Here is an 18323-nt window from a genome sequence, read left to right on the forward strand (position 1 = left end):
GGTCAGGCGTCGGCGGCGTCGGACTCAAGGCGCCGGGCGATCGCCCGCAGGCCCGCGGCCACCTCCCGCGCCGAGGGGGCGCGCTCGGGGTCGATCAGCCACTGCTGGGTCAGGCCGGCGACCAGGGCCATGTGTACGGACCCGACGGCACGGGCCAGCTCGCCCTCCGCCGCGCCGTCGATGCCGTGCAGGTCCGCCGCCAGTTCCGTACGGGCCAGTTCGAAGGCCTCGGCGATCTGCCGGCGGATCTCGGGGAAGCGTTCGGCCTGCGCGAACGCCTCGATACTGGCCACCACCAGCGGCCGGTCCGTGGCCCCGGAGTCCGTGACCCGCGCCCACATCGCCTCAAGCCGGCTTCCCTCCCCGGCGCTCCGGGCGGAATCGGCGGGGCGGGCGCGGACCCTGTCGCCCCACTCCTGGAGCGTCTCCAGGAGCGCCGCGTTCAGCAGCGCCTCTTTCGAGCCGTAGTGGTAATTGATCGTGCCGAGCGGCGCGTTGGCGGCGGCGGCGATGTCACGCGAGGTGGTACGGGCGTATCCCCGCTCCTCCAGGCAGCGCTTGGCCCCGACCATCAGCTGTTCGCGATGTCCCATGCCGGGGAGCGTACCCCATGTTTGAACGCTCGTTCAGAACGGACGTTCAGAACGTTGGTTCAGAAACGTGGGTTCAGAGCGTGGGTTCAGAGGTCGGTTCAAAAGGTCGCGTCCGACGCCCGCTCGATCGGCAAGTGGCGGGGCCCCCGGAGGATCGAGCTGCGGCGGTACGGGGGCGGGTCCTCGGACAGTCGGAAGCCCTCCAGACGGGGGAGCAGCGCGTTCAGGGCGATCTGGGCCTCCACGCGGGCCAGCGGCGCGCCGAAGCAGTTGTGGATGCCGCTGCCGAAGCCGAAGTGCTGGTTGTCCTCGCGGGTCGGGTCGAAGTGGTCGGGGTCGTCGAACCGCAGCGGGTCCCGGTTCCCGGCGGCGAGCACGAGGATCAGCGGGACGCCCTTGGGGACGGTGACGTCCGAGACCTCGATGTCCGCGAGCGGGGTGCGCTGCGGGAGCAGGTGGACGGGGGGTTCGTAGCGCAGCAGTTCCTCGACCGCCCTGGGCATCAGCTCGGGCTTGTCGCGCAGCAGCCGGTAGGCGTCGGGGAAGCGCAGGAAGGTGAGCGCGCCGTTGCTGATGAGGTTGACCGTCGTCTCGTGCCCGGCGATGAGCAGGAGGGTCCCGGTCGCCATCAGCTCGGTCCTGGTCAGCCGCCCCTCGGGGCCGTTGTCGTGGACGAGCGCGGAGAGCATGTCGTCCGTGGGGTGGTCACGGCGCTTGTCGGCGAGGTCCCCGATGTAGTCGCCCATGGCCTCCCGGGCGTCCTGGCCCGCTCTCTGGCGGCTCTCCGCGTCCTTCCCCGGCGTCAGGTCGACGCCGTCGATGACCGCGTTCGTCCACGCGCGGAACCGGGGCACGTCCTCGTAGGGCACGCCGAGCAGCCGGCAGATCACGGTGACGGGGAGCGGGTACGCGAAGTCCTCGACGATGTCGATGCGGTCCTTGTCCCCGAACGCGTCGATCAGTTCGTCGGAGATACGGGTCATGTCCGGGCGCAGCGCATCGATCCGGCCCGGGGTGTGGGGCGGCCCGAAAGGGCGCATCGTGAGGCGGCGCAGCCGGTCGTGCTCGGGGTCGTCGAGGCCGATGAAGGCCTGGTGAACGTTGCGTCTGAACATCGGGACCGTGGACGGGTCGGCGCGGCTGCGGGAGTCCGAGCTGACCCGCGGGTCATGGAGCAGTGCGGCGATCTCGTGGTAGGTGCCGACCAGATAGCTGCCGTCCTCCTGCCGCGTCACCCCGTTCTCGCGGAGTTCGGCGTAGAGCGGATAGGGGTCGGCGCGGTTCGCGTAGTCGATGATGCGCTGGTAGAGGGTGTCCGGGGACATGCGTGGGGCTCCTCAACGACGGTGGGCGGCGGTCGGGGTCGGTTCGTGCCGCACCAACGTCAGGCGCCGGTCCGGCAGATGGCCGGTGAGGGCCACGGTCGGTCCGTGCGAGAGCAGTTGGGGGTCCGGCACGTCGGAGGGGACGGGCGCGGCCGAGTCGGGACGGTCCGCGGCGCCGCGCTCGGGGGGAAACGGCGCCGCCGTCTCGATGAGGTACTCGTAGTGCTCAAGCCACTTGGCCCGGTTCACCGTGACCGCCGCGGTGATCCGTCCCCGGTAGCCGTACACGGCGACGAGCCGGCGCTCCCGCAACGAGCCCTGGGCGATGATCACTTGGTCGGAGAAAGTCGGTACGCCGACGGACTTGATGTTGAGGCCGAACTGACTGGACCAGAAGGCGGGCACCGCCAGATGCGGGCGCCTGTGCGGGCCCGTGCTGACCATGTTGTGGGCCGCCACCTCCGCCTGCGCGACCGCGTTGCCCCAGTGTTCGAGGGCCAGCATCTGGTACTCGAAGAGCGGATGCGGGAAGCGGGCCACGTCACCGGCGACGAAGACGTCGTCGGTGACGATCCCGTACATGTTGAAGGCACGGCACCCCGCGTCGCAGGCGACGCCCCGGGGGCCCGCGGCCAGACCCGATCCGGCGAGCCATTCCGTGTTGCGTACGGCGCCGAGCGCGACCACGGCGACATCGGCGTCGATCCGGCTGCCGTCGGAGAATTCGGCGCCCGTGAGCCGACCGTCGCGGCCCTTCAGGGAGGTGACCGTCACGCCGCAGCGCAGATCGACGCCCTGCGCGCGCTGGAGCTTGGCGGCGAACGCGCCGAGCGCGCCGCCGAGCGCACCGACGAGAGGTGAGGGGCCGCGTTCGGCGACGGTCACCTCCAGGCCGCGTTCCCGGCAGGCGGAGGCGATCTCCGAGCCGGTGAACCCGGCGCCGATCACCAGGACCCGGCGCGGCCCGGCGTCGAGCCGTTCCGCGAGCTGTGCCGCGTCGTCGCTCGTCCGCAGCGTCAGCACGCCGTCCAGCCGGGCTTCCGCGGGGTCCGGCCAGGGGCGGGCCCGGGTTCCGGTGGCGATCAGCAGCCGGTCGAACGGCAGGTGTTCACCGTCGGAGAGGATCACCCGCTTCTCGATCGGATCGAGCCCGCCGGCCCGTACGCCGAGCTTCCACAGCGCGTCCACCTCACGGCGGCGCGGCAGCCCGATGTCCGCCGCGCGCGTCCGCCCGAGCAGCACCTGTTTGGACAGCGGTGGCCTGTCGTACGGGGGGTGCGGCTCCTCCCCGACCATCGTCAGAGGTCCGGTGAAGCCCTCGTCGCGCAGCGTCTCGGCGGCGCGCAGACCGGCCAGTGACGCGCCGACGATGACGATGCGGCCGTCCCACGGTTCACCGGTCACCGGGGCCCCGCCCGCTCACCGACGAGGATGGCCTGCACCGGACACGCCGCCGCGGCCCGGCGTACGTGCTCCCGCTGGTCGTCGGGCACGGTCGGTGTGAACATCAGAGCCTCCTCGCCATGCAGCTCGAACACCTGAGGGGCGAGGAACGCGCACTGCGCGTATCCCTGGCAGCGATTGAGGTCGACAACGATCTGCATCCGGTCCACTCCTCCGCGCGCCGCCCGCCGTCTCCGTCCTATGGCCTGCGCGGGAGCGGCGCGAGCGGTGGAGGGCCGACGGGGTGACCTCGGGAAGCCACGCGAGGCCCCGGCCCCCGCACGGTTCTCGGGGTTCTCGGAGTTCTCGGGGTCCTCGGGGTCCTCGGGGTCCTCAAGGTTTCCGGGGTTCCGGGGGTTCTCGGGTGTAGAGCGCGTAGAAGACCACGATGACCGTGGCCGCGCCGAAAGCCAGTCCGATGCCCGAGGACAGCATCACGCTGTGGTTGGTGAGGCTGTAGAGGAAGCCCATGCCTCCGCCGACCAGTACGCCCCAGGCGGCGGCGCGTACTTCGGTCATCAGTCTCCGCTGGACGTGGCCGAGGCCGAAGACCAGGAGCGCCACGAGTGCGCCGGAGATCAGGGCCAGGGCGAGCTGACCGAAGGTGGCGGGGCCACCGCCCCGGGCGAGGTAGGACGCGTAGACGCCATAGGCGATGCCCAGCAGGAGAGAGGTCACCACGAGGCGTGGCGAGACACCGCGCCGCCCGGAGTCCTGGGGGCGTGCGCCCCGCGCACCCGGCGGCGGCCCGCCGTCGTGGCGCGGGAGATGAGGCCGCAGCGTGCGGAGTCGTGTGGGCAACGATGTCCGTGTGGGCATCGGTGTCTGGGTCGCCATGGCAGGCGCTCCTTCCCTCGCCCCCCACGTGCGCCCCCGCTTCTCAAGCGCACACCCGCCCGCCGTACGCGTCAACCTCGGCCGAGGGCAGCCGGAGGCGCTCTCACCGGGTCGGCGGCGCCCCGCTCGCGCCCGTCGCCCCGTACCCGTTCCCTTGAGGAGTGCGGACCTACCTCTCCACGGCGCTGATCGTCCTGCTGACGGTCCTCGCCCCGCTGAGCGCGGTCGCGGCCTGGGTCGATCTGGAGATCGGCGACACCGACCGCTTCGTCTCCACCATGGCGCCGCTCGCCTCCGACCCCGACGTACAGAACGCCGTCGCCGACCGGATCACCGACGAGGTGCTCGCCGAGGTCGACGTGGGGCCGCTCCTCCAGAACGGGGTCCGCGGTCTGCTGCACGACGCCGTCCTCTCGTTCGAGACCACCCATGCCTTCAAGAACGCGTGGAAGACGGCGACCCGCGCCGCCCACGCCACCGCGGAACACGCGCTGACCAGCGGCGGCGGCAATGCCGTGACGATCGATCTGGCGCCCATCACCGCGCGGGTGAAGAAGCAGCTGACCGACGACAGCGTGCCGTACGCGAACCGGATCCCCGTGCGGCATACGCAGATCATCGTCCTGGAGGCCAATGGACTCGGGATCTGGCGCGATGTCACCCAGGGGCTGCGCGCGGCGGGGATCTGGCCCGCCGTCGGAACACTGGCCCTCACCGGGGCGGCCGTGCTGCTCGCCGTCCGCCGCCGCAGCGCGCTCATCGGTGCCGGTCTCGCGTACGCGGCCGGGGCGGCGCTGCTGTTCCTCTGCGTCGCCGTGGCGCGCGGATCCATCCTTCAGGACGTGCCGGACAACGGTGACAGGTCGGCCGCCGCCGCCATCTTCGACGCGTTGACCGCCTCGCTGCGTACAGCGGGCTGGTGCGTGCTCGCCGGCGGACTCGCCCTGGCCGTCGGCGCCTGGCTGAGCGGCAGGCTGCCCCGGGCGCCGCACGCGCCGCGTATCGCTCCCAGCGCCCCGTGCAGCTCCTCCGTCGTCTGACTTTACTAAATCTTTATGTCGATCCCACTCGGCCGAATGTTCCTTTTGTGGCATTTGGAGCACCATGGGGTTATGAGCCAGAACACAGCACAGAGGCCCCCCACCTCGGGCACGGGCACAGGAATCGGCACAGGCACGGGCACAGGAACAGGCATGAGCACCGGTACCGGAGCAGGCACCGGCGCACATGCGGAAAGGAAGGCAGCCTGGGCTGTTGGCGGCAGCTTCTTCGCCGGTGTTCTTCTGCTGGTCGCGGGAGCTGTCGACATACTTCAGGGCGTAGCGGCCGTACGCAGCGACGCGGTCTTCAACAGGGTCACCGGTTACGCCTACACGTTCAACCTCAGCTCCTGGGGCTGGATCCACATAGCACTCGGGATCCTGGTCGCCCTCACTGGACTGGCCCTTCTGATGCGAGTCCCGATGGCCCGCTACGTCGGTATCGGACTGGCGGCGGTCTTCCTCGTCGCGCAGTTCATGTATCTGCCGTACGCGCCCGTCTGGGCGATCGTCGGCATGGCCCTCGCGGCGTTCGTGATCTGGGCACTGACCACGGACCGCGGACCGACCGGGGACGGCAACAGATACTGACGGTCCGGTCCCCCTCCCACCCGACCACGCGTCACCAAGCGCTCGACCACGCAACGTCCGCGCATACGGGCACAGCGGCTCAGGCTCCTGTGTCCGTATGCGCGTACGTACGCTCCACGCAAGGTTTCCACGCAAGGAGATCGGGATGAACGCAGCCAGCGACGCCGCCGGCAAGAACAACGGGATCCTCGACAACATCAGCGCCCTCGTCGCGGAGGAGCGCACCCTGCGCGAACGCTCGACCGAGCATCTCGGCCTCGGTGCCGACGAACAGGCGCGGCTGCTCTCCGTCGAGGTCCGGCTCGACCAGTGCTGGGATCTGCTGCGGCAGCGGCGCGCCAAGTCGGAGTTCGGCGAGAACCCCGACGAGGCGGCGGTGCGGCCCCCGGACGAGGTCGAGGGCTACCAGGGCTGAAACCGCCCGCCCCCCATGGCACCGGCCTCCCGACTCGCCCCGCCCGCGTGGCTGCTCGCCGGGCTGCGCCCGCGGACGGCCCCCATCTCCTGGGCCGCCGTCGCCCGCGCCTCCGTCGCCATCACCGTGCCCTTGGCGGTCGGTCTCGCCATCGGCAGCCCCGCCTACGGCGCGCTCGTCTCGATGGGCGCGCTGTTCTCCGTCGTCGGCAGCACCGCGGACGCGTACCGCATGCGGATCCTCACCATCGCGGTCCCCCAGCTCTTCGGCGTCGTCGGCGTCACGCTCGGCACGCTCGTGTTCGGACAGGGGTGGGCGGCCGTCGGGGTACTGACCGTGGTCGCGCTCGTCTCCGGGATGATCTCCTCGATCGGTGCGGTGGCCTCGTCCGCCGGGCTGCTGCTCCTGCTCGAAGCGGTGATCGGCGCGGGGCTGCTGCTGCCCCAGCCCTGGTGGAAGACCCCGCTGCTGTTCGGTCTCGGCGGGCTGTTCGTCCTCGTACTCTCGCTGCTGGCCTGGCCCGTGCGCGGCAGGGTGCCGGAACGGACCGCCGTGGCCGCGACGTACCGCGCGCTGGCCGGTCTGCTGGAGTCGGCGGGCCGTCGTGCCGAAGGAGCGGAATCGGACCCGTACGACACCAGACGGCAGGCCTTCACCGAATCCCTCAACCACGCCTACGACCTCATCCTCGCCCGCCGCGCCCGCGAACACGGCCGGTCCAGCCCGCTCGTACGGCTGCTCGCGCAGCTCAATGTGATCATCCCGCTGGCCGAGGCCGCGCCCGCCGCTCATCTGCGCGGCCGGCCGCTGCCCGCCGCGGTCCCGGCCGCCGTGGAGGAGTTGGCGGACGCGATCGCCTCGGGCCGCACCGTGGGCCCCACGCCGGAGCTGCCCGCGCCCGACGACCCGTCCGCCCGCGCGGTCGACACCGCGCTGCGGCACGCCTTCGCCGTGGTGCGCCGCACCGACACCGACCCGGACAATCTCGACGACCAGCTCGGCCGCCCCGCCGCACTCCGGGTCCGCGCCCGCCGCGGCGCGCGCAACATACTGCTCTCCGGGGCGTCCTGGCGGTACGGGTTGCGCCTCGCGCTCTGCATCGGCCTCGCCCAGTCGCTGGTGTCGCTCGTCCCCGTACCCCGCTCGTACTGGGTGGCGCTCACCGTCACCTTCATCCTCAAGCCCGACTTCGGCTCGGTCTTCTCGCGCGCGGTGCTGCGCGCGCTCGGCACGGCGCTCGGCCTCATCACCTCCGCCGCGATCCTGGCGGCGGTGCCGCTCGGCTGGTGGGACGTCGCGGTGATGCTGGTCGTCGCCGGGCTGGTCCCGGCGTTCGCCGCGAAGGGGTACGCGTTCCAGACTGCGGCCATCACGCCGGTGATCCTGCTGCTCTCCGACACCCTCAACCGCCAGGGTTCCGCCCTCGTGGTCCCGCGCTTCGTCGACAGCATGATGGGCTGCGCGATCGCCCTGATCGTCGGCTATCTGCTCTGGCCGGAGAGCTGGCGCAGCCGGATCGGGGACCGGCTCGCCGACTCGGTCGAGGACACGGCGGAGTATGTGCGCCGCGCGTTCGTGTACGGGGCCGACCAGAGCGACCGGCTACGCATGCGGCGCCGTCTCTACCGCGATCTGTCCGTCGTACGCAGCGAGTTCCAGCGGGCCGTGACCGAGCCGCCGCCCACCGGGCCGCGCGCCGCGGCCTGGTGGCCGCTGGTCGTCGCGGTGGAGCGCGTCGTGGATGCGACGACGGCGGCCCGGGTCCGCGTCGACTACGGCGCCGAACCGCCCACCCCCGCCGAGATCGCCGGCATCGAGCGGGAGTTGCGGAAGCTGGCGGCCGGGGTGCGGTCGAGCAAGGTCCTGGTGGAGGTACGGACGGAGCCGGCGGCCGACGAGAAGGGCGTCCTGGCTCCACTGCGCCAGGAGGTGCGGGCGGCGCGGGCGATCGCCTCTCCACAACGCAGGACCGGCCTCACTGATCGGACGCCTTGAGCATCCTCTCGGGCACTTTGAGCGTGGCCCACACCCGCTTCCCCGGGCCGAGTCGCGGCGCCACGCCCCAGTCGTCGGCGAGCGCGGTCACCAGCGCGAGCCCCCGCCCGCACTCGTCTTCGAGGTCGGGGGTGCGAGGGCGTGGCAGATAGTCCCCCGCGTCCTCGACCTCCAGTCTGAGCAGCCCTTGGACCCGTTCCAGGGTGACGGCGATCTCCCTCCCCGGTGGGCTGCCGTGGCGCAGCGCGTTGGTGACGAGCTCCGACAGCAGGAGGGCGGCGGTCTCGCCGGGATCTCCGGGCAGATCAACCTTCGTATGAAGAACTTCGCGGGCCCGGCCGACGCTACGTGGGTGACTGGGGAGGCGGAACGTGAAGCGCTGTGTGTGCTGGTGCGGCTGGTCACGCTGTTCACCGTCGTGGTTCATGGGAAGGACCTTCCCTGTGGTGCCGGTTTTACTTTCCGTGCACCAAAGGTGACCGTGTGCAGCTAAACTCATCCGTTCGCTGACATTCGCGAAACCCCGCGGTCAGCCCTGAAACCCCCGGTTCTGAGGCCGGTTCTGAGGCCGGTCCTGGGACCAGTCCTGAAGCCGGTCCTGAAGCCGGTCCTGAAGCCGGTCCAGCTCCCTGCGGTCGCGCTTCGTGGGGCGGCCCGCCCCCCGGTCGCGCAGGGCGATGGGGACGGTCAGTTCGCGCGGCGGAGGCGGCGGGCTGTTGTCCACGTAGCACTCCACGGCCACCGGCGCGCCCACCCGCTTCTTCACGACGCGCGAGACCACCACGACCCGGTCGCGGGCCGCGTGGCGCAGCCGGATCTCGTCGCCCGGCTTGATCGCGTACGCGGGCTTGACCCGCTCGCCGTTGACGCGGACGTGGCCGGCGCGGCAGGCGGCGGCGGCCTGGGAGCGGGTCTTGGTGAGCCGTACCGACCAGATCCAGGAGTCGACCCGTGCGGTCCCCGCGTCCGAAGCCTCAGAAGTCATACATCGAGGGTAAGCGCGGAGGGCCCGGCGGCTCTCCCCCTTTATCCGTGTCCATCCGTGTCGGCTGCCCGTGTCAGCTCATCCGATGGTCCGCGTCTACGCAGAGCGGGGTGACGCCGGTCCGAGACGGCGCCACCCCGCGGTCGTGCCCGGAAAGATCCGGTCAGATCGGGTCAGGTCAAGTCAGATCTGATCTGATCTGATCTGATTAGGGCAAGGCAGGGCAGGTCGGCGTCAGACGCCGATGTCGCTGCCGTCCTTGCGCCAGACCGAGACCACCGACGGACGGACGATCTTGCCGGGGCCGTCGGGCCACGCGCTCGCCGGCTTCTCGACGGACGCGCCGTCGATCTCGCCCGGGTGCTGCACCGCGACCAGGACCCGGCGGTCCTGGACGATCGGGCCGCAGGTCTCCGCACCGTTCGGCATGGTCAGGAACTGCTTCAGCTCACCGCGCCGCTCGCCCTGCGTCGCGACGCCGAACAGGCCGTCGTGCGTACCGAGCGCGTTGCCGTCCGTCGAGATCCACAGGTTGCCGTGCGCGTCGAAGGCGACATTGTCCGGGCAGGAGATCGGGCTGACCTTGTCCTTGGGGAAGCCCGCGAAGTAGGTGGCCGGGTCGTTCGGGTCACCCGCGACCAGGAAGAGCCGCCAGGCGAACCCGTCGCCCGCCGGGTCGTCCCAGTTCTCCGCCAGCTCCAGTACGTGACCGTGCTTGTTGGCGTTACGGGGGTTGGCCTCGTCGGCGCCCGCCTTGCCCGCCTTGCCGCGGTCGGTGTTGTTCGTCAGCGCGACATAGACCCGGCCGGTGCGCGGCGACGGCTCGACATCCTCGGGACGGTCCATCTTGGTGGCGCCGACCTTGTCGCCCGCGAGGCGCGTGAAGACGTACACCTCGTCGGCGGTCATACCGGGCACATGCGAGACATCGCCGGTCGCCAGCGGGATCCAGACACCGGAACCGTCGAACTCGCCGTCGTTCGGGAGCTTGCCCGTGCCGTCGAGCTCGCCCGCCGGGCTGTCACCGGTCAGCTTGGCGACATACAGCGTGCCCTCGTCGAGCAGCGTCAGGTTGTGCTCGTGGGCGGCGCGGCTGCCGTCCTTCTTCATCTGCTTCGACGAGACGAACTTGTAGAGGTAGTCGAAGCGCTCGTCGTCGCCCATGTAGACGACGGGGCGGCCGTCGGCGGTCAGCCGGGGCTGCGCGGCCTCGTGCTTGAAGCGGCCGAGGGCGGTGCGCTTGCGGGGCGTGGAGTCCGGGTCGTACGGGTCGAGCTCGACGACCCAGCCGAAGCGGTGCGCCTCGTTGGGCTCCTGCTTGAGGTCGAACCGCTTGTCGAACAGCTCCCACTTGCGCTCGCTGGCCGCGGTGCCGATGCCGTAGCGCAGGTCCGTTTCGCTCGAACCGTTGGCGAAGTACTGGTTGAAGTTCTCCTCGCCGTGCAGCGTGGTGCCCCAGGGGGTGGTGCCGCCGGCGCAGTTGTTGAGCGTGCCGAGGACCCTGCTGCCCGTACGGTCCGCCGAGGTGCGGAGCAGATCGCTGCCCGCGGCCGGGCCGGTGAGACGGAACTCGCTGGTGGCGGTGAGACGGCGGTTGAGCTCGTGGCGGGTGACGGCGGTGAGCTTGCCGCTCTTGCGGTCCTCCTCGACCACGACGACGGAGAGGCCGTGGGCGGCCCAGGCGATCTCCACCTGCTCGCGGGTCGGCTTGGCCGGGTCGTAGCCCTTGAACATCAGAATCTCGTCGGTGTACTCGTGGTTGGCCACGAGGACCTGACGACCGCGCTCGCCCTTCAGCGGCAGCAGGCTCAGGAAGTCGTTGTTGTACCCGAACTGGCCGGCCTGCGCCTTGGCGGTCTGCTTGTCCGGGTTGAAGGCCGGCGCACCGCGCAGGATCGGTTCGCCCCAGCGGATGACCACGTTCTGGTCGTAGCCGGAGGGGATGGTCACCTTGTCCGCGGTGTTGGGGGCGACCGGGGTGAAGCGCAGGCCGCGGGCGCCGTCGGCCTTGCCACCCGCGCCACCGGCGTTGCCGTTGCCGTTGCCGGCGAGCGCGGCGGCGGACGCCGGGGAATTGCCGGGGCCGAAGGCGAGTGCGCTGCCCGCCGCGGTGGCGACCGTCACGACGGCGGCGGCGCGCACCATGGAACGTCTCGACATGGCACCGGCGATGATGTCACCGACGTACTCGTTGTCGCTCTTGTTCGGAACCTCGTGGAAACAGGCGTCGCCGCAGCGGTAACGGCAGGTCAGCGCGGAACGCCCACCCGGGTGAGGACTGGAACTCGAACTGAGCAGCGGCAGCAGTTTGCGCACTTTCGCCTCCGGAAATGCGATGGTTCGGCGCGCACCGCGCCGACAGCGTGTCGGGATGTCTCGGCTCGTGACGCTAGGTGCGGATGCCACCAGGGTGGCGACCTCCAGGTAAACGGCACATGAATCCGCACCGACCTCATGGCCTGGAGAGGGTAATGCCGGTGGCGCACGAGAGTACCGTCCTGCCCGCAGGGCCGCCCTACCCGTGGACCGCCCCTGCCGGAGATCGTTCGCGGCGGCCGCTAACCTTACGTATCCGCCCTGGCCAGGGATGCGCGTTTCCCCGGTGGCGGACACCGCACCCAACTCATCTGAAAGGCCTCGCCCATGGGCATTCGGAGCTTGCTGCGCAAGGTGTTCGGACGCGACCGTGCGGAGGAGCACCACGAGTCGGCGCCGGTCTCGGCCTCGGTACCGTCACAGGCGGGCCGTTCGGACCGTACGGATTCGGCGGAGCCGACGCCCAAGGACTCGGGTACGGACACGACGGCCGTCCCGGACACGACGGCCGTCCCGGACACGACGGCCGTCCCGGACACGACCACGACAGCGACCACGACCTCGACGGCGACCACGAGCGCGGTCACGGTCACAGCCACGGCCACGGACCCGGCGCCTGCCGCCGCTCCCGCCCCCGTTGAGTCCAAGGACTCGGTCGAGCCCAAGGACGTCGAGCCCAAGGACATCGGAGGGGCGGCGGCGGATCTGGTGGCCGCGGCGTTCGACAACCCGCGCCCGGCCGATCCCGACCGCGGCGTGCCTTCACAGCTGCCGCGGACGAGCGCGATCGAGGAGCCGCCAGTGCTCACGGCCACGCCTGCCCCGGCCGCCACGCCCGCCCCCACGCCCACGGTCCCCGCGCAGGCCACGGCGGAGCCCGAACTCGACATGGCTTCCGTGCGGGAGGCGGTTGTCCCGGCGGCACCGGAACCGGAACCCGAGCCCGAACCCCGGACCACGGCGGAACCGAAGGCCGAGGCCGAGCCCGAAGTCGTCGCGCCCGTACTCGAAGCCGAGCCCGAGCCCGTCACCGAGCCCGAGCCCGAGCCCGAGCCCGCCGCCGCCCGCCCCGCCCTCACCCTCGCCCGCGTCAAGTCCCGTGCCCCCGGCCTCGCCGACCACTACAAGGCCGCCGGCGCCGCCCTCAAGAAGCGCGGCCTCACGGGGGAGCGGGCCACCGTCTATCTGGTGCTCGACCGGTCCGGTTCCATGCGGCCGTATTTCAAGGACGGCAGCGCCCAGCACCTCGGCGAGCAGGCCCTCGCGCTCGCGGCGCACCTGGACGGGAGCGCGACCGTCTCCGTCGTGTTCTTCTCCACGGACATCGACGGAACCGGTGAGGTCGGTCTCACCGACTACGAGGGGAAGATCGACGAACTGCACGGCTCCCTCGGCCGCATGGGGCGTACGAACTACCACCGCGCCGTCGAAGAGGTCGTCGCGCTGCACGAGAAGTCCGGCTCGGCCGGGCCCGCGCTGGTGATCTTCCAGACGGACGGTGCGCCCAGCGCCGTACGCCTCGCCGAGCAGGCTCTCGCCGAGGCGGCGAAGCTGCCGCTCTTCTGGCAGTTCGTGGCGTTCGGCGAGGAGGACGCCAAGGGCTTCGACTTCGCGCGGAAGCTCGGCGCGGACGAGGCCACGGCGAACGTCGGCTTCTATCACGCGGGCCCGGTGCCCAGCGAGGTCCCGGACACCACGTTCTACCGCGAGCTGCTCGCCGCCTGGCAGCCGTCCACCCCCGACAACTGACCCGACCCGTACCGCCTTACCGCCGTCGGCCCGCGTCCCGTACGCGGCGCCGGCGGCGGTTTCGGTTCCGGCCCCGGTCGCGGCCGTGGCCGGGGCCGGGGCCGCCGTCAGTCGCCGTCGCGCTCGGCCTTCGGCAGCGTCACCGTCACCGCCAGCCCCCCGCCCACGCCGCCCGGCTCCGCCCTGACCGTCCCCCCGTGCGCCACCGCGATCGAGCGGACGATGGAGAGGCCGAGCCCCGCGCCACGCCCCATCCGGTCGCGGCCCTCTCCCCGCCGGAACGGTTCGAACAGCGCGGGGATGTCCGCCTCGGCGACGAAGGGGCCGGTGTTCCGCACCACCAGCTCCCCGCCCCGTACATCGACGTCCACCGTCCCCCCGGGCACGTTGTACGTCACCGCGTTGGCCAGCAGGTTTCCCACCAACTGCGCGAGCAGCGCCCGGTTTCCGCGCACCACGCCGGCGTCAACGACACACAGGGAGATCCGCCGCCCGTAGCGGACCGTCTCCTCGGCCACCGCCTCGCCAAGATCGACCGGCTCCTGGTCCTCCACCTCGCGCTCGCTGCGCGCCAGCACCAGCAACCCCTCGATGAGCTGCTCGCTGCGCCGGTTGTTGTCGAGCAGCGTCTCCTTCGTACGGGCCAGCTCGGCCGGCGTGCACAGGTCGTCCAACCCGACCTGGATCGCGGCGCGTTGGGTCGCCAGCGGGGTACGCAGCTCGTGCGAGGCGTTCGCGATGAACCGGCGCTGGCTGTCGAAAGCTTTCTGCAGGCGCCCCAGGAGGGCGTCCAGGGTGTCGCCCAGTTCCTTCAGCTCGTCATCGGGGCCGCTCGCGCCGATCCGTTCGTGAAGATTGTGTTCGGACAAGCGGCGGGCCTTCGCCGTCATCGCGTGCACCGGGCGCAGCACGCGCCCCGCCGTCCACCAGCCGACCCCGACCGCGCACGCCGCCATGACCAGCAGCGCGGCGACGGACCAGAACAGCATCTCGTCGGAGGCGGCGTCCGTGACGTTGTCGGTGAGCTGATGCACGGCCACGGGCCGGGCCTGCTGCTGGCCGATCAGCCCGCGCACCGACGAGACGGGGAACGCGGGCGACACCTGGACCGGCGCCACCCGCGCGGCGATCTCCTGGGCCTCGTTCTGCGTACCGGCGCTGGAGAGCAGATTGACGACGGTGAGCAGACAGCCACCGAGGACGACGAAGACGCCGCCATAGATAAGGGCTATGCGTGTACGGATGGTGGAGCCGGGGGCCGGCGCCTTACCCGCTGTTCCCGTTCTCCCCCGCCCGCCGCCTCTCACGGCGCGTATCACAGCGCGTACCCCACCCCTTGCACCGTACGGATCAGCGGCGGATCCCCGAGTTTGGCCCGCAGCTTGCTGAGACAGACCCGGACCGCGCCGGTGAAGGGATCGGCGTGCGCGTCCCAGGCCCGCTCCAGCAGTTCCTCGGCGGAGACCGGCGCCCCGTCCGCCTCCAGCAGGATCTGGAGCACCGAGAACTCCTTGGGCGAGAGGTCGAGCGCCACCCCGTCCCGCGACGCCGTCCGCCGTACGGAATCGAGCCGTACGCCGTGCCGCTCCAGCTGCGGCGGTACGGGTCTGGCGCTGCGCCGCCGCAGCGCGCGCACCCGCGAGACCAGCTCGGGGAAGTCGAAGGGCTTGCCCAGATAGTCGTCGGCACCCAGATCGAGCCCCTCGACGCGGTCCTCCATGGAGGCGGACGCGGTGAGCATCAGGATGCGCGTACGGGACGACTCGGCGACCAGCTTGCGCGCGACGTCGTCGCCGTGGACGCGTGGCAGGTCGCGGTCGAGGACGACGACGTCGTAGTCGTGGAGTCCCAGATAGGCGAGGGCGGCGTCACCGCTGTACACGGTGTCGACGGCGAATCCCGCCCGCCGCAGTCCGGTGGCCACCAGCTCCGCCAGGACCTCCTCGTCCTCGGCGACCAGTACCCGCATGCTGCCGTCCCCTGCCCCTGTCCCCTGCCCCGCCTCGTACATGATGCCCTTTCTCTCCCAGGATGTGCCTGTCTACGGGAAGGGGTGTTTCGGAAAGCTCTCCCCTGCCCCGGTGCCCCGTCCCGGTGCTCCCGCCCCGCTGCCCCCGTACGCCCCCTCGCATCGCCGCGCATCCCCGCGCTCCCCCGCGCACCCCGGGAAGCGCGGGCGACTCGCGTGGGACGGGTCGGATACGATATTGACATTCCGTAGACCAATTGGTCACACCGTGTAGCGACTTGGGAGCAGCCTGCAATGGCTCGACACCTCATCACCAGCGCCCTTCCGTACATCAACGGGATCAAGCACCTGGGCAACATGGTGGGGTCCATGCTCCCGGCGGATGTGTACGCCAGGTACCTCCGCCAGCGCGGCCACGAGGTCCTGTACATCTGCGCGACCGACGAGCACGGCACCCCCGCCGAGCTGGCGGCGAAGGAAGCGGGCGTCCCGGTCGACGCCTTCTGCGCCGAGCAGCACGACGCCCAGAAGGCCATCTACGACGGCTTCGAGCTCGCCTTCGACTACTTCGGCCGCAGCTCGTCCGCGCAGAACCGCGAGATCACCCAGCACTTCGCGCGCCGCCTGAAGGAGAACGGCTTCATCGAGGAGCGGGCGATCCGCCAGGTCTTCTCGATCGCCGACGACCGCTTCCTGCCGGACCGCTACATCGTCGGTACGTGTCCGCACTGCGGCTACGACAAGGCCCGCGGCGACCAGTGCGAGAACTGCACCCGCGTCCTGGACCCGACCGATCTGATCAACCCGCGCTCCGCGATCAGCGGCAGCAGCGAGCTGGAGGTCCGCGAGACCAAGCATCTCTTCCTCCTCCAGTCGAAGCTGGCGGGCGAGGTCGAGACCTGGATCGACGCGGCCGGCGCGGAGTGGCCGCAACTCGCCTCCTCGATCGCCCGCAAGTGGCTGACCGAGGGCCTGCACGACCGCGCGATCACCCGCGACCTGGACTGGGGCGTACCGGTCCCGGCCGACACCTGGCCGGAGCTGGCCGCCGAGGGCAAGGTCTTCTACGTCTGGTTCGACGCGCCCGTCGAGTACATCGGCGCGACGAAGGAGTGGGCGGACGCCGCGCGGGACACAGACCCGGCGAACCGCGACTGGAAGTCCTGGTGGTACGAGGCGGACGACACCGTCCGCTACACGGAGTTCATGGCCAAGGACAACGTCCCGTTCCACACGGTGATGTTCCCGGCCACCCAGCTCGGCACCCGCGAGCCGTGGAAGAAGGTCGACTACGTCAAGGCCTTCAACTGGCTCAACTACTACGGCGGCAAGTTCTCCACCTCGCAGAAGCGGGGCGTCTTCACCGACGCGGCGCTGGACCTGCTGCCCGCCGACTACTGGCGCTACTTCCTGATGGCGAACGCGCCCGAGTCGGACGACACGTCCTTCTCCTGGGAGCACTTCACGGCGACGGTCAACAAGGACCTCGCCGACACCCTCGGCAACTTCGTGAACCGCGTCCTGTCCTTCTCGCGCAAGCGCTTCGGCGACGCGGTACCGGCCGGCAAGCCGGCGGGCGAGGCGGAGGCGAGGCTCGGCGAGGAGATCGCGGGGCTGCTCGCGGAGTACGAGGGCCACATGGAGACGCTCCAGTTCCGCAAGGCCGCCGCGGCGCTGCGCGCCCTGTGGTCCGCGGGCAACTCGTATCTGGAGGAGAAGGCTCCCTGGCTGGAGATCAAGTCCGACGAGGAGGGTGCGGCGCTGACCCTGCGGACGGCGATGAACCTGATCCATCTGTACGCGGTGATCTCCGAGCCGTTCATCCCGGCGTCCGCCAGGGCGATGCGGGAGGCGTTCGCGCTGACCGACGACACGGCGCGCTGGGTCACGGCCGGGGAGGCGAAGGCGCTGGCGTCCGTTCCGGCCGGTACGGCGTTCACCGTCCCGCCGGTGCTCTTCGCCAAGATCACCGATGAGGACCTGGCCGCGTACCGGGAGCGCTTCGGCGGCGAGGACCCGGCGGCGGCGGCGTAACACGCGGCTGCCGCTTACGGCACGCCAGGCCGGGGCCCGGGACGTCAGGTCCCCCGGGCCCTCGCGCGTACGCGGCGGGGCGGGCGCCTTCGTACCGTCGGCCGCTCGGAGGTCGGTCGCCGTCCGCGTGCCGGTCGCCGGGCGAGTACGCCGGTCAGCTCCAAGCCAGTCCGCCGGGCAGTCGCCGGGCGAGTCCGCATGTCAGTCGCTGAGCGAGTCCGCGTCGCCCATCACCACGATCGGCCGCTTCGCCGGGTCCAGCATCCGCAGCAGTTCCTTCATCCGCCAGCGCGGCAGCGAGACACAGCCCTGGGTGGGCCCGCCGTGGTCCACATGGAGCCAGATGCCGCCGCCCTTGTTCTCGCCGAGCGGCCGGGTCCAGTCGAGCGGTGTGGTGCCGGGCAGCCGGTTGTAGTTGATCGCGACCACATAGTCGAAGGACCCCGCGAGCGCCTCGCCCTGGAAGCCGTCGCCCGACGCCTCGAAGGCGGAGCCGCGGTCGTACGGGAGCTTCGTGCCCGGGTCGGGCAGCTTGCCGCCCGCGTCGGTGAGGTTGAACACCCCGATGGGCGAACGCAGATCGCCCTGGAAATGGTCGTCGGTCCAGCCGCGCACGGCGTTGTGGGCGGGCCAGACGTCCGAGACGGCATGCCAGCCGGTGACCGGATCGCGCTCGTAGACGACGACGGAGGACGTGCTGGAGTCCCGGTCCGTGCCCGTCACCACGACGGCCTGGAACGCCTGCGGGGAGATCTCGGCGCGGGTCGCCGGACCGAGCGAGGGGATCTCCTCCTGCTGGACGTTCTGCGCCTCGGGAGCGGACAGTCCCGTGCCGCCGCCGGCGGCATCGGCGCCGACCGCGGCGCCCTTGTCCTTCGCGGCCGCCTCGCCCGGCGCCGAGCCCACGTTGTCCGCGTGGTCCGTGGTGCCGCCGAAGCCCGAGCAGCCGGTGAGCAGCAGGCCGGTCGCCAGCAGCGCGGCGATCAGCGGTCCTCTGCGAACAGGGCGGACAGGGGGCACAGACATGTACG

The 18323-nt window shown here is 71.2% G+C and carries 17 protein-coding genes; 6 read left to right on the plus strand and 11 right to left on the minus strand.

The genetic code is table 11. From position 1 onward, the window contains the following. Positions 1–2: 2 nt before the first annotated feature. The 5 genes from ACIRQP_RS20320 to ACIRQP_RS20340 form a co-directional block, all read right to left on the minus strand. Complete coding sequence (locus tag ACIRQP_RS20320) at positions 3–593, minus strand: TetR/AcrR family transcriptional regulator (RefSeq protein WP_403891801.1); 591 nt, start codon at positions 591–593, stop codon at positions 3–5. A gap of 98 nt (positions 594–691) precedes the next feature. Beyond that, on the minus strand, positions 692–1918 hold the full coding sequence (locus ACIRQP_RS20325; protein ID WP_403891804.1) for a cytochrome P450: 1227 nt from the start codon (positions 1916–1918) through the stop codon (positions 692–694). Positions 1919–1930: 12 nt separating this feature from the next. After that, on the minus strand, positions 1931–3322 hold the full coding sequence (locus ACIRQP_RS20330) for an NAD(P)/FAD-dependent oxidoreductase (RefSeq protein ID WP_403891807.1): 1392 nt from the start codon (positions 3320–3322) through the stop codon (positions 1931–1933). After that, positions 3319–3522 carry a ferredoxin gene (locus ACIRQP_RS20335; RefSeq protein ID WP_403891810.1) on the minus strand — a complete coding sequence of 68 codons (204 nt, stop codon included), beginning with the start codon at positions 3520–3522 and terminating at the stop codon, positions 3319–3321. The genes ACIRQP_RS20330 and ACIRQP_RS20335 overlap by 4 nt, the downstream gene beginning before the upstream one ends. A gap of 172 nt (positions 3523–3694) precedes the next feature. Beyond that, on the minus strand, positions 3695–4198 hold the full coding sequence (locus ACIRQP_RS20340) for a hypothetical protein (protein ID WP_403891813.1): 504 nt from the start codon (positions 4196–4198) through the stop codon (positions 3695–3697). 161 nt (positions 4199–4359) lie between these two features. On the opposite strand from ACIRQP_RS20340, the gene ACIRQP_RS20345 reads away from it, so the two are divergent. The 4 genes from ACIRQP_RS20345 (at position 4360) to ACIRQP_RS20360 (ending at position 8239) form a co-directional block, all read left to right on the plus strand. After that, positions 4360–5238, plus strand: a complete 879-nt coding sequence (locus ACIRQP_RS20345; RefSeq protein WP_403891816.1) for a hypothetical protein — start codon at positions 4360–4362, stop codon at positions 5236–5238. Between the two features lie 153 nt (positions 5239–5391). Further along, the gene (locus tag ACIRQP_RS20350) at positions 5392–5829 is read left to right on the plus strand and encodes a hypothetical protein (protein ID WP_403891819.1); all 438 of its coding nucleotides are present in this window, start codon (positions 5392–5394) and stop codon (positions 5827–5829) included. Between the two features lie 145 nt (positions 5830–5974). After that, entirely contained in the window at positions 5975–6244 is a 270-nt protein-coding gene (locus tag ACIRQP_RS20355; protein WP_403891822.1) for a DUF2630 family protein, read from the plus strand. A gap of 15 nt (positions 6245–6259) precedes the next feature. Continuing rightward, on the plus strand, positions 6260–8239 hold the full coding sequence (locus ACIRQP_RS20360; RefSeq protein WP_403891825.1) for an FUSC family protein: 1980 nt from the start codon (positions 6260–6262) through the stop codon (positions 8237–8239). Here the strand turns inward: ACIRQP_RS20360 and ACIRQP_RS20365 are convergent. From ACIRQP_RS20365 to ACIRQP_RS20375, 3 genes are all read right to left on the minus strand, one after another. Then, positions 8220–8666 carry an ATP-binding protein gene (locus ACIRQP_RS20365; RefSeq protein ID WP_403891828.1) on the minus strand — a complete coding sequence of 149 codons (447 nt, stop codon included), beginning with the start codon at positions 8664–8666 and terminating at the stop codon, positions 8220–8222. The genes ACIRQP_RS20360 and ACIRQP_RS20365 overlap by 20 nt on opposite strands. 102 nt (positions 8667–8768) lie before the next feature. Further along, positions 8769–9224, minus strand: coding sequence for an RNA-binding S4 domain-containing protein (locus ACIRQP_RS20370; protein WP_403891830.1), 456 nt, complete (start codon positions 9222–9224; stop codon positions 8769–8771). A gap of 234 nt (positions 9225–9458) precedes the next feature. Further along, the gene (locus tag ACIRQP_RS20375) at positions 9459–11540 is read right to left on the minus strand and encodes a PhoX family protein (RefSeq protein ID WP_403891833.1); all 2082 of its coding nucleotides are present in this window, start codon (positions 11538–11540) and stop codon (positions 9459–9461) included. 327 nt (positions 11541–11867) lie between these two features. Here ACIRQP_RS20375 and ACIRQP_RS20380 point away from each other — a divergent pair, with 327 nt between their 5' ends. Next, positions 11868–13289: a VWA domain-containing protein gene (locus tag ACIRQP_RS20380; protein ID WP_403891836.1), complete on the plus strand. Its 1422-nt coding sequence runs from the start codon at positions 11868–11870 to the stop codon at positions 13287–13289. A gap of 107 nt (positions 13290–13396) precedes the next feature. Here ACIRQP_RS20380 and ACIRQP_RS20385 read toward each other — a convergent pair whose 3' ends face one another. After that, positions 13397–14596: a sensor histidine kinase gene (locus ACIRQP_RS20385; RefSeq protein WP_403891839.1), complete on the minus strand. Its 1200-nt coding sequence runs from the start codon at positions 14594–14596 to the stop codon at positions 13397–13399. Positions 14597–14604: 8 nt separating this feature from the next. Further along, positions 14605–15258 carry a response regulator transcription factor gene (locus tag ACIRQP_RS20390; RefSeq protein WP_403892128.1) on the minus strand — a complete coding sequence of 218 codons (654 nt, stop codon included), beginning with the start codon at positions 15256–15258 and terminating at the stop codon, positions 14605–14607. A 294-nt stretch (positions 15259–15552) separates the two neighbouring features. Here ACIRQP_RS20390 and metG point away from each other — a divergent pair, with 294 nt between their 5' ends. Then, on the plus strand, positions 15553–17292 hold the full coding sequence (gene metG, locus ACIRQP_RS20395; protein ID WP_403891842.1) for a methionine--tRNA ligase: 1740 nt from the start codon (positions 15553–15555) through the stop codon (positions 17290–17292). 201 nt (positions 17293–17493) lie between these two features. Here metG and ACIRQP_RS20400 read toward each other — a convergent pair whose 3' ends face one another. Then, positions 17494–18318, minus strand: a complete 825-nt coding sequence (locus tag ACIRQP_RS20400; protein ID WP_403891845.1) for a hypothetical protein — start codon at positions 18316–18318, stop codon at positions 17494–17496. Between the last annotated feature and the right edge of the window lie 5 nt (positions 18319–18323).

The organism is Streptomyces sp. NPDC102274 (genome assembly GCF_044766385.1).
Classification (GTDB): Bacteria; Actinomycetota; Actinomycetes; order Streptomycetales; family Streptomycetaceae; genus Streptomyces.